This is a genomic window from Erythrobacter sp. JB1-4 (assembly GCF_057365025.1).
Genome location: NZ_CP200292.1, coordinates 569373 through 584458 on the forward strand (window position 1 = coordinate 569373; position 15086 = coordinate 584458).

Here is a 15086-nt window from a genome sequence, read left to right on the forward strand (position 1 = left end):
CCTCAAGGGCTCAGTTTTGGGTGCAATATATCAATTTGTCCGGACAAATTGCACTTCTTCGCTTGACAAGCAAGGATTTGTCCGGACAACTTTAGCTATCTGGGACGGGAAACAACAGCTGGCGCCAACCGTCAGCGCTCCAAATACGGGAGGAATATGATCATGATTCCACGCGATTCGCACAAGTTGGCTCTCGCCAGTTTTACCTCAGCCATCGCTATCGCAGCCATGCCAGCAGCAGCGTTTGCACAAGACGCCGGTAATGCGCAGGAAGCCGATAATGAGGATGACAACACGATTGTTGTTACAGCACAGCGCCGAGCCGAGGACCTTCAAGATGTGCCAGCATCGGTCTCTGCACTGACAGGCGCACAGCTCGAAGCAAGGCAAATCGCTGATACCAACGATCTGACCTCTCAAATCCCGGGCGTGGTGATCACTACCGGAACAGGAACGGCTTCTTCTGCTCGGATCTTTTTCCGAGGTGTTGGCGAGGATGAATCGCGCGGTGCCATTGACCCTGCTGTCGGCATTTACATCGACAATGTGTATTTGGGCCGGACCGTTGGCTCGCTTGTTGATTTACTCGATGTCGAGCAAGTCGAAGTTTTGCGCGGACCGCAAGGCACGCTTTACGGTCGCAACACAAACGGCGGTGCGATCAAGTTCACCTCCGTTCGCCCCCAGCTCGATGAAAACTCGGTCTCAGCCGATTTTGGTGTTGGCAATTTTGAGCGAATTCAGGGGCGAGGCACGGTAAACTTGGGCCTTGCTGATACACTCGCAGTGCGCCTTACCGGGCTCTACAAAGAGCGCGAGGGCTTCCACACGCTTAATCCCAACGGCGATTTTGCTGCCCAAGCCGGGACCAGGGTTGGTGATGAAAAGGTGTATGCGTTTCGCGGCAGCCTATACGGCGAAATGGACGATAATTGGAGCGTGCTCGCGATCTTCGATTACACACGTGATGAGAGCGATCCTGTGCCAAGCTCACTCACCTCGAGCAGTACGAACCCTGCGATCACGACCGATGTAGACCAGGATATTTTCACAGTTGAACCCGCATTCGGGGTTACATGTTCAGCGAACACACCTGTGAATTTCCAACCGATTGGCTGTGTCACAAATTTCAACAGTGAAGTCGAAGCTTATGGCGCCTCACTTCAATTGACGGGCGACTACGAGACATTTTCCATCACCTCGATCACGGCGTTGCGCGCTTTGAAGGATGATCTTTCAAGCTTCATCAGCTTCCCATTCTTCCAGCAGACCGAGCAAGATCAGTTCAGCCAGGAAGTGCTGATCAACACAGACTTTGACGGCCCCTTCAATCTCACTGCCGGGGCGTTCTATTACAACGAAACCGTCGATCTCGATTACACTTTTGTTTTCCCGTTTGAGAACGATGTGGAGACCGAAAGCTTTTCCTTGTTCAGTCAGGCCACCTTTGATGTAACGGACGCGCTGACCGTCACAGGCGGCCTTCGATGGACCACAGAAGACCGTGAGTTTGTGGGCAACGCGGGCGGCCCTCTGGCTGGCTTTGGCTCCAACATCACCGGCGAAGCGGACACTGACAACATCACTTGGACCGCAAAAGTCGACTATTCGCTGACCGAGGATATCTTGTTTTACGCAAGCTATGCGACCGGCTTCAAATCGCCTGGATTCTCACCCGATTGCTTCAGTCCGGTTGCATGCTTTCGCGGTGTTGATGAAGAACAGCTCGACAGCATTGAGACCGGCATTCGCACTCAATTCTGGGACGGCCGTGCGACTTTCAACGCGACTTACTTCTACAACGACTACAAAGACCTACAGATCAGCGGCACTCTGCCCACCGGTGGATTTACCCGGATCAACGCAGGCGAGGCGCGCATTCAAGGTGTTGAGGTCGACGCCCAGCTTGAACCTGTTGACGGATTGACGATCTACGGAAACGCAAGCTTCCTTGATGCTGAATACCGTGAACTGAATTTTGCGCAGGCCGGCCTTCTTTCGGGAAGCTCAACTGCGGCAGCCGGCCCAGCGTGCGTCAACGCCACGGCCACACCAGGCTCCCCTGAATTTGAGGCACAGATTATCGAGTGCGGGCTTGGCCTTGATCTCAAAAACGCGCCTGAGTTCAAAGCGCTTGTCGGCTTTAACTGGGAAATTCCCGTCGGCGATGGAGAGGTGTTCCTTGGCGGCGATGCCGCATGGGAAGATGACACCTTTGGCCTTGTTGCCAATGTGCCCGGCACACAGCAGGAGCCGGGCCTGAGGTTGGACGCACGCATTGGCTATCGCGCGGATCGCTGGCGCGTGACGCTTTGGGGCAAGAACCTCACCGACCGCGAATATTTCCGCGCCAACACCTTCAACGCACCGACAGGTCAGAACCAGGTGTTCGCAGCACCGCCCCTGACTGTGGGCGTCGATGTGGGCTTCACCTTCGAATAGGATGCGCTCCACCCTTCTCTCCCAGTGCCGAACCTTGCTCGCAGGGTTCGGCACACTCCTTTGGCCGCAGCACCTGCATTGGCCGGGGCCGCTTCGGACGCTGGCGTTGAGCCGTGGAGCGAAGCCGTTGTGAGCGTGGAGGATTTGGAAGAAAGTTCGCGCTGGCTGATTGAGCATGGCGGATGGCGCATCACCTCTCAAGCTGAGGTCACGCGCGGCGAACTTAACTATTTGGGCCTTCCCGAAACTGTCACTGCTTCCTACCGCAGGATCTGCGCGCCCGAAGCTGAGACGGGATGCATCCGTTACATTCGCTTTGATGGGGTCGACGGCCAACGTCCCATCCGGCCTGCTGCAAGGGCGTGGGACACAGGCGGCATCTTCTCGATCATGTTCAGGAGCGAGGACACCGTCGCAGCCTATGACGCAGCGATTGCAATGGGCTGGTGGGCGGAGAGCGAGCCGTACCGGTTCAGCTTTGGTGGCTCAGACCTTGTGAACGTGGTCATCCGTGGCCCTCACGGGGTGAACTATGCGCTGTATGAGCGCGAAGCCCCGCCCTTCACCGACTTTCCGATCGGCCCCTTAAGCCAAGCGTTCAACACCATGCGCATGGTAAAGGATCAGCCCGCCAGCCTCGCATTCTATCGCGACACGCTGGGGTTTGACGTCTTGTTCGATGCGCCCTTTACCGACCCGGAGGCGCGCTCGAACAACTTCTCTGTGCCAGCAAACCTTGCGACCACTTTGGTGCGCCGCGCCGCTGTGGCCCAGCCCGTGTTGCCGGAAGAAAGGGGCCGCGTAGAGGTCATGCAATTTGAAGGGTTCGAAGGACGCGATTTCTCCGCCTATGCCTCTGCGCCAAATCTGGGAATCCTATCCGTGCGATACCCTGTGCGCAATTATGCAGCCTATAAGGCCGCGCTCGAAGCAAAGGGCATTGCCTTTGCGCACGAAGCACAGGATGTTGTCATCGCTGGCGTTGGCACAGTCGACCTTTTCGCAGTGCGCGATCCAGACGGAAATCTGACGGAGTTCTATAGTGCAGGCGAGTGATGTATCTACCGAGCGCGGTGAGTTTTCCAAGGGTTGGACGATCCTCCTCGCAGGCGTGCTGGGGGTTGCCTGCGGGGCCTCACCCATCCCTTTCAACGTTATCGGCTTTACTGTTGATCCGCTGATCGCAGAGTTCGGGTGGAGCCGTACACAAATCCTCTTTCCGATCACCATCTTCGGCGTCATTGCGAGCCTGCTTGCACCTTTCTTCGGGTCACTCGCGGACACCCACGGGGTGCGAAAAGTGGCCTTGTGGTCGCTGGTGGCTTTTGGGCTTTCTTTCGGAGCGATCAGCCTGACGCCAACCGCTGCGGCGACCTCTACGCTCTATACCTATTACGCGCTTTGGGTGCTTGTTGGGCTGGTCGGCATTGGCTCAACGCCGGTCACATGGAGCCGCGCGATCAATCTGTGGTTCTTTAAACATCGCGGCCTTGCGCTTGGCATCCTGCTCCTCGGGACCAGCCTAGCCGCCATCGTTGTGCCCAAGCTCGCCGTGTGGGCGATTGAGACGCAAGGGTGGCGCGCGATGTTTGGCATTGTCGCCTTGCTCCCGCTGCTGATCGCTCTGCCCGTCGCCTTCTTCCTCTTCCGCGAACCGCGCCCCGACGAACGCCCCAAAGCCATCGAGAGCGCCAGCGGCAACCTAACCGGGGTCGAGCTCAAAACCGCGCTCAAAGACTATCGCTTCTGGCTGATCTGGCTTTCCATCGCGATCATCGCCACAGCCTTTGGCGGGGCTTTCATCAACATGCCAACAATGCTGGGTGACCGGGGTATCAGCCAAGGGGACGCGGCGAGCGTTATGGGTATCCTCGGCATTGGCATCCTCGCTGGCCGCATCGCCACCGGAGCGTTGCTCGACCGTTTCTGGCAGGGTTTCGTAGCCTTCCCGCTTCTGTGCCTGCCAGCGATCTCGTGCTTCATCTTGCTGAGCGGAGACATCACCTTCGCGATGGCGGGACTTGCCGGGTTCCTCCTAGGCTTTGCAGCGGGCGCGGAGAGCGACCTTATCGCCTATCTCACGGGCCGCTATTTCGGTATGGCGCATTACGGCAAAATCTACGGCATGCTCTACATGCCCTTTGGCCTCTTCAGCGCGCTTTCGCCTATTATCTACGCCTATGTGCGCGATACGACTGGGAGCTACGATCCGATCCTGCAAGTTGCGCTTTTCGGCTTTATCTTCGGCGGCGGATTGCTGCTCTTCCTTGGCAAATACCCGGAAGCGCTGCCCGAAGCCGACACAACCGCACCCTCCCCTTCCCCTGAATTGGAGCCTGCATAATGGCCACCCTCGCCACCACCTCGAACAGCCTTGTGGCCGACCTTAAAGCGACCGGCGCAGAGGTTCTGGATGACCCTGCCAGCCTCGATTTCTACGCCCACGATATCTACGATCGCGGCGCTGATTTGGCGGCCATCGTGCGGCCCAAAGACAAGCATCAACTCGCCTCCGCCGTGAAAGCCGCCACCGATGCGGGCCACCGCGTTGCCCCGCGCGGCGGCGGGATGAGCTACACCGGCGGTTACACGCAAGGTGAGGCTGGCGCGATCCTGTTTGACCTTGCTCAAATGAACCGTGTGCTCGAAGTCGACGACGTCTCAATGACCGTGACGGTTGAGGCAGGTTGCACATGGGCCGCGCTCAAAGAACACCTCGCCGAGCGCCATTTGCGCACACCCATGTGGGGCACGCTCTCGGGGCTCAAGGCGACCATCGGCGGCGGGATGAGCCAGAATGGCATTTTCTGGGGCACCGGGCGACATGGCTCGGCGGTACAAAGCTGCAACTCGCTGGAAGTCGTGCTCGCCGACGGGACCCTGCTCAACACTGGCAAGAAACATACGCGGCCCTATGGCCCTGACCTGACCGGGCTTTTCCTGGGCGACACCGGGGCATTGGGCATCAAAGCGACCGTCACGCTCAGGCTGATCCCCGAAGCCGATTTCCACGCCTATGCCAGCTTCGCCTTTGACGACGCGCAAAGCTGGTTTGCCGCGGCCAGCGCCATCGAACGACTGGGCATTGCGACCGAGTGTTTCGGCTTCGACCCCTACCTCAACGCCATTCGCATGAAGCGCGACAGCCTCACCAGCGACGCCAAGCAGCTCGTCGGCATGATGAAGAAGCAGGCCTCGACTGGGGGCGGCGTACTAAAGGCGCTCAAAGAGGGCGCAAAGGTCGTCGCAGCGGGGCGCGATTTCCTCAAAGATGCCAATTTCTCGCTCCACGTGCTGGCGGAAGGGCGCATCCAAGCCGCCGCTGATGCAGACGTCGAAATCGCGCGCCAGATCGCCCAGCAGCATGGCGGGCGCGAGGTTGAAAACACGATCCCCAAGATCGTCCGCGCCAATCCGTTTGGGCCGCTGAACTCCATCCTCGGCCCAGAAGGCGAGCGCTGGGCACCAATCCACGGGCTTGTCTCGCACGGCAAATCCGCCGCGTGCTTTGCCGCGTTTGAGGCGCTGTTTGCTCAGCATGCCGAGGAAATGGAGCGCCTCGGCGTCCACTACGGCACTCTTGTCGCAGCGGTTGGCGGGGCTGGCATGGTAATCGAGCCGTGCCTTTACTGGCCCGACGCGCGCAATCCGGTGATCGAGGACACGATTGAAGCCGCGCACCTGAAAAAGCTGCCCAAGCATCAGGCGAACGCGGAAAGCTGGGCGCTGACGCAGAAACTCAAGTCCGCGATTGTCGATATCTTCTTCGAACACGACGCAGCGCATTTCCAGATCGGGCGAACTTATCGCTATCGTGACAGCCTTCATCCGCGTGCCGATAGGCTGCTGAAAGCGGCGAAGGCTGAACTTGATCCAAAGGGCCTGATGAACCCGGGGTCACTTGGGCTTTGATCCATGCTGGAACTTGATCGCAGGCGGGCATTGGCATCCGGGATCTGCGCTGCAATGGTTTCAGCAAGCCCGATTTCTGCGGCTAGAGGAGATACCGTGAACGACACCTCAATCTATTCAGCGATGGCGATGCAGCTGACTGCACGCTCGCTCGAACGCCTGCCCGACGCGGACGCGGCGCGGGCGGCGATGCTTGAGCATATTACCGAAATCGAAGGGCAAATCCGCACCAGCTCCATTTTCGTCGCGCAATATTCGGGCAAGCCCGTGAAGCTGGTGGTGCTGCCAGAATATCTCTTCACCTCCTATCCGGGGCGCATCTCCATTGAAGACTTCGCCGCACGGGTGGGCTGGGCGGCGGGCGGCCCAGAGTACGAAGCGCTTGGCGGGGTCGCGCAGCGTTTGGGCATGTTCCTTGCTGGCAACGCCTATGAGACCGATGAGGCCTTTCCCGGCTTCTATTTCCAGACCTGCTTTATCGTCGCGCCCTCGGGCGATGTGCTACTGCGATACCGCCGCCTTATCTCCATGTTCGCGCCAAGCCCCCACGATGTGTGGGACGCTTACTTGGACAAATATGGGCTCGAAGGGGTCTTCCCGGTGGCCCAAACCGAGATCGGCAACCTCGCCGCGATTGCGTCTGAGGAAATCCTCTACCCTGAGGTCGCCCGGGCCTTGGCTTTGCGAGGCGCGGAGGTGTTTTGCCATTCGTCGAGCGAAGTCGGCTCACCCATCGCAACCAACAAGGATATCGCCAAACAGGCGCGCGCGTTTGAGAACCTCGCCTATATCGTTTCCTCCAACACCGCCGGGATTTCGGGAACTTCGATGCCGCTCTCAAGCGCGGAAGGAAACAGCCAGGTGGTCGATTGGAAAGGCCGCGTGGTGGCGCAGTCTGGTGATGGCGAAACCTTCACCGCCTTCTCTACCATCGATCTTGGCGCCCTTCGCGAAGCGCGCCGGGTCCCGGCCATGACCAACTACCTCGCCCGCCAGCGCCCGGCTTTGTTCGCCGAGGCCTATGCCGCAGCCGCTGAGCCTTTCGCGCAGGAAGGCATGATGAAAGATGGCAAGCCTACCATTCCCAACCGCGACTATTTCCGCCGTCGCCAAGCCGAAGTGATTGAGCGGCTGGGTAAGGCTGGGATCATCTGATGCAGCACAGAAACGTCCGGGGCAAAATCCGCTATTCCTCGATGAAGCCAGGGATGGAGGGGCAGGAGCGCGGGCGCGAGTGGTTCAATTTTTCGCACCATGCCGATGGCTCGGTCATTATGAGCGCGCAGTGCGAGATTGAGGAGCCCGATCCCACGGTCCTTCGCAACATTACCTACCATATTGGCCCGGATCGCAAGCCGCAGAACTTGCTGGTGCACCTCACGCTGGGCGATGAGTTTTTGGGCTCGGGCTGGATGCGATATGACCAAGACGCCGACCAGATCCTGTGCGAGAGCTACGGCCCCGGCATTGGACGCAATTCAGAAACGCGCTCGGCAGGCGAATTCGACGCCTTTGGCACCCATCCAATCGCGGGCGATGGCTTCACCACAAGGCTTATGGACATCTCCAAAGGCCCGCACAAAAGGCGGCTGAAGTTCTACCTCCCCTCCCCCGACCACAGAGGGGCAACGGCTCCGCAAATCGCTTATCTCGAAATGACGATGGAATATGTGGGCGAGGAGGAAAAAACGGTCGAAGCGGGCACTTTCCGGTGCCGTCACTATCGCTACGTCGACGATAGCGACGATGGCATGGGCGGCACGCACCATCCGGATTTCGACATGTGGGTGACGGCCGATGAGGACTCGATCCTCGTCTACGGCTCCATCGAAGGCTACATGATGAACCGCTACGAACTGGTGGAGCTAGAGCGCTAATTCAGCGTTCGATTTGCTCGACACCGTCCGCTGGAAATTCGGCGATAAAGGTGTTGTCGCCGACCTTGCCCACCATGTCCTCGCGAAGCGGTGCCTCTGGGTAGACGCGCACGCTGTAATCGCCTGCACTTGGGTTCTGGCGCAGGGGTAGGATCGTTTCCTGATAGGTCTTGCTATACCAAAACGCCCGGGCGTTTTCGATGCAGGGAAAGCGGACAGTGATGGTGGTGGCGCGCGGGTCCTCAGTGCCCTCGAAAATCTCCAAGGTGCGCGGGATATTGAGATAATAGCCGCCCAGTTCCTCGTAGATTTTGCTCTTGGCAATGGCCTGAGCGTATTGGCCCATGCGTGCGCGGTCGAGGGTTAGGCCAGTGACGACCATCACGACGGGTTGGTCGCAGGTGGCTTGGGGTGGCGGCCCTGCACGCTCAGTTTCCTGAGCCGAGGTTGGCCCAGACAACAGCAGAGCGGCCCCAGCCAAAGCGGCCAAATTCTTCATCCTTCAATCCTCTTTTCATCGCACAATGTCCGCTTCCACGGCTCTTCGTCCTTGAACCACTGCCAAGTGCGCGCGCGGGTTTGCGCTCCGGGAAAAAGACCAATCATCTCGACATAACACGCACCCGGCACATCCAACCGGTCAAGCCGCAGCATGATGGTGTGCTCATGGGTCTGCCAGCCATAGCCAGAGAAGCGGTCGGTGTCCCAAATCAACCGATGACCATCGAGCTTGCCGCCGAACTCGTATGTCGCCTCGCGCCCATCGGCCCAGCTGATCCAATTGTGCTGGATATAGTGCCACTCGCCATTGTCCGGAAATTCGCAATGGGTTTTAACCCGGCATTCGTCGAGCAATTGGCCGTCCAGATCAAAGTCGCGATACCATCCATCCCAATAGCCATCGTGAAGGAGCATCGCGGGCATCACTGCCTCGAGGTCCGCGCGGTTTCCCATTAAGTCTGCCCTTCGCGGTAAGCATCAATGGGCAGCGCTTGGCCGGTTTGCGCGATCATGGCCCTGCGCCTGAAGAACCGGAGGAGGCCTTCGTCGCCCATACGGCTTGGGCCAAGGCCAGAGGCTTTGCGCGAGTGGTTGGTCGCGTCCGAAACCATGCTGGTGAGTGCGCCGTCCTGGAGGCTAATGGCGCCCGCTTCGAGGTGCGCGCCGACTTGCGCGGCCTCCTCCAGCGATCCGGCGAGTACAGCGGCGGAGAGGCCGTAGGTGGTGTCATTGGCGTGCGCGATGGCCTCATCCAGCGTCTCGCAAATCATGACCGGGAGCACGGGGCCGAACGTCTCGTCGCTCATCACCGCCATATCGGGGGTAACATCGGCAAGGACGGTGGGGCGCAGGTAATTGCCGCCGTCCAAATGCTCGACTTTGCCGCCCGAAAGAACCCGCGCGCCTTTGGCCACCGCATCGTCGATCTGCGCCTGCACTTTGCCCGCCTGATCCGGGAAGATGAAGGGGCCGATATGGCCTTGCTTGGGATCGGGGTGGGTGATTTCGACCTTCTCTGCTGCATTCACCAAAGCCGCGAGGAACGGCCCGGCAATCTCGCGCGCGACGAAGATCCGTTCGATGGATTGGCAGGCTTGGCCCGTGGCCACAATCGAGCTGCGCAAAGCGACCTGCGCGGCCCATTCAGGGTCAGCGCTGGCGGTCACGATCATCGGGTCTTTCCCGCCCAGCTCCAAGTTTGCCGGGATCAGTTGCCGCGCTGCTGCTTCTGCAACCTTGCGGCCTGTCGCGGTCGAACCGGTGAAGCAGACATAGTCGACCTCTTCAATCAATGCCTGCCCGACCTCGGCCCCGCCCATGATATAGGCGAGCGGCAATTCGGGCACCGCCGCGAGCACATCGCGCAAGGGCTCTGCAAAGCGCGGGGTGACCTCGGAAGGTTTCACCAGCGCCGCGCATCCCGCCATCAGAGCAGGCACGGCGTCGATATGACTGAGGATCACCGGGAAATTCCACGGAGCAATTGCGCCGAATAGCGGATAGGCCGAATAGTCGGAAGCGATCTCAAACCCGGGGGTGGCTGACGGTTTCCCTTCGCGGTCCAATCCTGCGATCAGCGCCGGCCCACGCTCGGCCCAGCGGCGGATGTTGCGCGAGAGCCCTTCGACCTCGATCCACGAAACCGCGTGGCGGCCTGTGTCGACGGCGAGCGCCTCTGCGATGCGCGGAGCAGCGGCGTCCACTGCATCGGCGAATGTGAGCAGCACCTTGGCGCGCCCTTCAGGGCCAAGCGCTTCCCATGCAGGTTGCGCTTCCCTCAAGCGGGCGGCCTCGGCGGCGATGTCCTCGCGCGAGCTTACTGCGAATTCATAGTCGGTCTCGCCTGTGCGGGGGTTGAGTGCCTCCATCGATTGGGCCTTCATTGTTGGCCTTTCCAAACGCTGACAATTTCATCGCCGCGCGCAAACCATGCTTCTTCGCGCGACGTGAGATCGGCGAGCAATTGTTCCAATGCACCAATGCGATAGGGCAGGCCCATGATATATGGCGTCAGCTGGATCGGCAGCATCCGACCGCCACCTTTGGTGTAGTCATTACCCCTGGCCTCAGCGGCGAGCCAATCGAAACTGTCGCGCATCATCTGCGCCCAGCCCTCGGCTGAATGCTGCTGGGTTGCGACGATCATCCGGTCGGAAAGCTCAGTGTTAAGCGGCAGGTTCACAAGGCCATTGTTAAAGCTGTAAGGCAGCTCATCATTGACCCAATCGCAGGTGTATTGGAGGCCATGTTCAGCGAGCAAATCGGCCGTGCGCCAGCTTTGCGAACGGGCGATGGAGTGCCACCCCTTAGGCTTAACGCCGCACGCTGCCTCAAGCCGGGTGAGGCTGTCTGAAACCAGTGCGCGCTCATCCTCCTCGGGCAAATCCGAGGTGATCGTTCCGTTCATATCGGTCGAGTGAGCGATGATCTCATGGCCATCGGCGAGCACCGCTTCGATCAGTTCAGGGTAGCGCTCTGCCACCGCAGCATTGACCGCGAAACTTGCGCGCACGCCAGCGGCCTTAAACGCCTCGAGCATTCGCCATACGCCCACCCGGTTGCCGTAGTCGCGCACGGTGTAGTGCCGGTAGTCAGGGTAAGGTGTGACCATATGCCCCGGCGCTTTGAAAGGGCCTTCAGGGGTTATCGGAAACCATTCGAGGCTGATGCAAAGCCACACCGCGACCGACTTATCTTCGGGCCACTTCACCGGCTTTCGCTGGTGCATGTTCGACCAGGGATAGAGGTCGTGATCGTAGCCCTCTGCGCGCTTGGGGTATTGGGTGTATTCTTCGGGAAGGCTCATTGGGCAGCCCTCCAATGATCCACAATCTCACCCGCACGCGCTGCCCAGCACCTTGGGTCCGCAGCGATGTGAGCAAGCGCCTCTTCAAAAGGGCCGATCCGATGGGGTTGTCCGATAAGATAGGCATGCAGCGGTATGCACATGACGGTGCCGGAACCTGTCCGCTCGCCTTCATCGGCAAGCCGCTCAAACTGGCGGATAAGGCAATCGGCATATTCGCGGCCCGACATGCCATAGACATTGAAACCGTAGTGGTCGTTGACCTCAAGGCTATAGGGGATTGAGGCGAGCTTGCCTGAAGCCACCTTCACTTCTTGCACCTGATCGTCGTGATAAAGATCGCAAGTGTAGTGAAAGTCGTATTCAGCGAGCAGATCGAGCGTGCGCGGAGTATGCGTCAATGCGGGGGCGAGCCAGCCGCGTATTCGCTGACCGGTCGCCCCCTCGACTGAGCGAATCGAGTCTTCGATAATCGCCCGCTCCTGCGCCTCGGACATGCCGTAAGAATAGCGTGTATTGTAAATGCCGTGGCTGAAAAACTCCCAACCCCGTTCCACCCCGTCCTGCACGACCTCTGGATGGTGATCACAAAGGGCGACTGAGAGGCTGACGGAGCCGGGAAACCCATGGCGGCTCATCACATCGGCCATGCGCCAGTGGCTCACGCGGTTGGAATGGTCGCGGTAAGAAAAGCCGACCACATCGGGGTGCGGTTTGGGCCAAGGCTTGCGCTGTGGATTGGTTGGCGGGTCTATCTCGTAATATTCGAGATTGGGTGCGACCCACACCGCGCAAGACTTGCCGCCGGGCCATGCAAGCTTTGGGCGGTCGCGATAAGCTTGATAGTCATAAAGGCCCGGATCAGCTGCACCCTCTTGCATCAACGCGCCTCCAGCCAGTCGATCACGGTCTGCACCGGCTCTACATCGGCATATTTCAGCTGAAGATCGGTGAGATTGGCAAAGTGATAGCTCTCATGTTTGTCAGCACAGGTCTCAATCGGAACAATGGTGCGATAACCGTATGAGAGCGCGTCCACCGCCGTTGCCCTCACACATCCGCTGGTCGAGCCGCCCGTTACCACAACCGTATCCACCCGGTGAAAGGTCAGATAGCTTGCAAGCGGGCTTTCAAAAAACGAGCTTGGCATACGTTTGGTATATTGCAGGTCATCTGGGCCGATCTCGCAGCGCGGATCATATTCGTGGCGCGGCGAACCGTATTTGATGTTTTGGAGCGAGATCCTCGGTATCCGTGCGCGTGCCCCAAACGCCAGCATCCGCAGCATCATCTTTATAGCCAACCCGGCTCCAGATCACCGGCATGCCCTTTTCACGGGCTAGGCGGCTGATGGTATTGATGTACTCGATCTGACGTGGGTCGGTTTCATAGGCGGTCTTGAACATATCGGTGCGGGTGTAGGCCTGCTGCACGTCGACATTGACGATGGCGAGCTTTGCACCAAAGCCAAACTTCTTGCGCGCAGGATTGGCCATCACCGCTTCAAAAAGCTCACGGGCGGTTTTGCCATCTTCCACCATCTTGGTACCGATCAATTCACTCACGTTAGAGCCTCTTTCCATTCCTTTTGGCGCTAATGTCACTACCCTTTGACAAGGCACATTAAACGCGGTTACACGCTTGTCGAGCAAAATTTGTCCGGACAAATTATTGACCCAGATAACACGTCATATTCTCACTATCCCTGGCTCCAACGAGCGAGCATCCCGGAAGGTCCATTATCGCCGCTGCGGTGAAGGCCCGCCGCTGCTTATGGTCCATCAAAGCCCGCGCTCAAGCGCCGAATATGAAGCCTTGATGATGAAGTGGGCCGCGCACTTCACCTGTATTGCGCCCGATTCACCGGGGTTCGGACAAAGTGATCCTTTACAAGGGCACCCAGAGATCAATGATTTCGCCGATGCGGTGTGTGAGTTCGCCGATGCATTGGGGTTAGGACCTTGCGCCGCATACGGATTTCATTCGGGCGGGATCATTCTTGTCACGGCCCTAAAGCGCCAACCAGAACGTTTCAAAGCGCTAGCCGTAGGTGGTTATGCGATCTGGAATGAAGAGGAAATGCGCATCTTTGGAGAGCGCTATCTCCCCGAATTTCACCCTAGTGACTATGGCGAGCACCTCACTTGGCTGTGGAACCGGATGCTTGAACAAAGCTGGGTTTTCCCATGGTTTGATACACGCGAGGAAGCGCGACTTTCAGTGGCTCATGCGGACGTCGGCCGCGTGGCTCAGGCAGTCTCTGAGATGCTGGATGCGGGCAATAATTATCAAGCGGGATACGGCGCAGTTTTGCGGGCCCCGCGCGATATTCCCGCCGTCGATGCCGATGTACCGCCGTGCTTGATTAGCGCCTATGATGGCGATCCTTTACAGGCGCATATCGACCGTCTTGGCGAAATGCCGCGAGGGTGGTCCGCTGAGAAAGTGCGCACCCCTGCCGACCATCAAGAGGTGAGCCTGCAATTTCTTCTCGGTCATGCGGGCGCAGAAGGCTGCCCTCCCCTCAAGGAAGATCAGGGTGAAGGCTGGCTCGAAATCGACGGTGGGCTGATCCACTGGGCCGGGACGCGCGGAGGAGCGCTCACATTGCATGGGCCCGCTGAAGATATGGGGTCTCCGGTTGAGGGAGGCCTCGCAATCGACGTCCCCGGCCACGGCCAATCTTCGGATTTCGACGATATGGCCGGGACTATCGACAAGGCAGCGCAAGCCTTGGGCGCTTCGCAAATCCTCTGGCCGGAGCCACCTAAGGGTGATCCGGCCAAACTCTACCCAGACATGGCCCCAGACCGCTTTGGGCAATATCTTCAATGTGCCTGGGCGGCGGCCCGCGCCGAAGCATTCTTCGAGCCATGGTATGAGGCAGGCGCTGCAAACGCGATCCCTCTCCAGCCCCAAACGCTTGATCTGCATCAATTACACGCCCGCGCCCTTGCCCGCATCAGAGCAGGCGATGCGAGCGCACGCTGGCACAACACACTTTTATCTCTCAAGGGAGCTTAGAATGACCACCTACGCCGAATTTGCTGAACGCATGCCCCTTCTCGCGCGCCATGAGGGCGTTTGGGATGGGACTTACACCTATTTCAACGCCAAAGACGAAATGGTGGACCAGCACGCCAGCCGCCTTCTCTGCCGCATGACGGGTGAAGACGACATCCCTTATCACCAGACCAATCACTACACATGGCCCGATGGCAAAACCGAAATTCGCGACTTCCCCGCGACCTATCGCGAAGGCCGGATTTGGTGGGACAATGAGCTGATCCAAGGGTGGGCCGCCGAGGTGCCATTGGACGAATATAACCGCACAATGATGCTTTATTGGCAGCGTACAGGCGATCCTTCGCTCTATCTTTATGAGCAGATCCAAATCTCCGATGACGGGCAAAACCGATGCCGCACATGGCACTGGATCCGCAATGGAGTATTGGAAACACGCACCGCCATTCAGGAGACATTCGTCACCAAGGATTGGCGCGCGATTGATGCGGAGATGAAGGCGTCTGCCTAATGCAAGGCGTCTG

Annotated in this window: 13 protein-coding genes and 1 pseudogene; 8 read left to right on the forward strand and 6 right to left on the reverse strand. The window is 58.9% G+C overall.

Annotated features, from left to right (window positions below; translation table 11 throughout):
- The first annotated feature begins 162 nt into the window (after positions 1-162).
- The 6 genes from AC0V61_RS02560 to AC0V61_RS02585 all read left to right on the forward strand — a co-directional run bounded on the left by AC0V61_RS02560 (position 163) and on the right by AC0V61_RS02585 (position 8231).
- Complete coding sequence (locus AC0V61_RS02560) at positions 163-2442, forward strand: TonB-dependent receptor (protein ID WP_486155709.1); 2280 nt, start codon at positions 163-165, stop codon at positions 2440-2442.
- A 60-nt stretch (positions 2443-2502) separates the two neighbouring features.
- Positions 2503-3498 (forward strand): VOC family protein, encoded by a 996-nt coding sequence (locus AC0V61_RS02565; RefSeq protein ID WP_486155710.1) that lies wholly within the window; start codon positions 2503-2505, stop codon positions 3496-3498.
- Entirely contained in the window at positions 3485-4786 is a 1302-nt protein-coding gene (locus AC0V61_RS02570; protein ID WP_486155711.1) for an MFS transporter, read from the forward strand. The genes AC0V61_RS02565 and AC0V61_RS02570 overlap by 14 nt, the downstream gene beginning before the upstream one ends.
- On the forward strand, positions 4786-6354 hold the full coding sequence (locus AC0V61_RS02575; protein WP_486155712.1) for an FAD-binding oxidoreductase: 1569 nt from the start codon (positions 4786-4788) through the stop codon (positions 6352-6354). Before AC0V61_RS02570 ends, AC0V61_RS02575 begins: the two co-directional genes overlap by 1 nt.
- 96 nt (positions 6355-6450) lie before the next feature.
- On the forward strand, positions 6451-7509 hold the full coding sequence (locus AC0V61_RS02580) for a nitrilase-related carbon-nitrogen hydrolase (RefSeq protein ID WP_486155713.1): 1059 nt from the start codon (positions 6451-6453) through the stop codon (positions 7507-7509).
- Complete coding sequence (locus AC0V61_RS02585; RefSeq protein WP_486155714.1) at positions 7509-8231, forward strand: hypothetical protein; 723 nt, start codon at positions 7509-7511, stop codon at positions 8229-8231. Before AC0V61_RS02580 ends, AC0V61_RS02585 begins: the two co-directional genes overlap by 1 nt.
- 1 nt (position 8232) lies before the next feature.
- On the opposite strand, the gene AC0V61_RS02590 is transcribed toward AC0V61_RS02585, so the two are convergent.
- From AC0V61_RS02590 to AC0V61_RS02615, 6 genes and pseudogenes are all read right to left on the reverse strand, one after another.
- Positions 8233-8730, reverse strand: a complete 498-nt coding sequence (locus tag AC0V61_RS02590; RefSeq protein ID WP_486155716.1) for a DUF1330 domain-containing protein — start codon at positions 8728-8730, stop codon at positions 8233-8235.
- Positions 8727-9185, reverse strand: coding sequence for a hypothetical protein (locus tag AC0V61_RS02595; protein WP_486155717.1), 459 nt, complete (start codon positions 9183-9185; stop codon positions 8727-8729). Before AC0V61_RS02595 ends, AC0V61_RS02590 begins: the two co-directional genes overlap by 4 nt.
- Entirely contained in the window at positions 9185-10615 is a 1431-nt protein-coding gene (locus AC0V61_RS02600) for an aldehyde dehydrogenase family protein (protein WP_486155718.1), read from the reverse strand. Before AC0V61_RS02600 ends, AC0V61_RS02595 begins: the two co-directional genes overlap by 1 nt.
- The gene (locus AC0V61_RS02605; RefSeq protein WP_486155719.1) at positions 10612-11538 is read right to left on the reverse strand and encodes a polysaccharide deacetylase family protein; all 927 of its coding nucleotides are present in this window, start codon (positions 11536-11538) and stop codon (positions 10612-10614) included. Before AC0V61_RS02605 ends, AC0V61_RS02600 begins: the two co-directional genes overlap by 4 nt.
- Positions 11535-12419, reverse strand: a complete 885-nt coding sequence (locus AC0V61_RS02610) for a polysaccharide deacetylase family protein (protein ID WP_486155720.1) — start codon at positions 12417-12419, stop codon at positions 11535-11537. Before AC0V61_RS02610 ends, AC0V61_RS02605 begins: the two co-directional genes overlap by 4 nt.
- Positions 12419-13121: pseudogene (locus AC0V61_RS02615) on the reverse strand (isochorismatase family protein). The gene AC0V61_RS02610 and the pseudogene AC0V61_RS02615 overlap by 1 nt, the downstream one beginning before the upstream one ends.
- Positions 13122-13311: 190 nt before the next feature.
- On the opposite strand from AC0V61_RS02615, the gene AC0V61_RS02620 reads away from it, so the two are divergent.
- Positions 13312-14562 (forward strand): alpha/beta fold hydrolase, encoded by a 1251-nt coding sequence (locus AC0V61_RS02620; RefSeq protein ID WP_486155721.1) that lies wholly within the window; start codon positions 13312-13314, stop codon positions 14560-14562.
- A 1-nt stretch (position 14563) separates the two neighbouring features.
- Complete coding sequence (locus AC0V61_RS02625) at positions 14564-15073, forward strand: DUF3598 domain-containing protein (RefSeq protein WP_486155722.1); 510 nt, start codon at positions 14564-14566, stop codon at positions 15071-15073.
- Positions 15074-15086 lie beyond the last annotated feature (13 nt).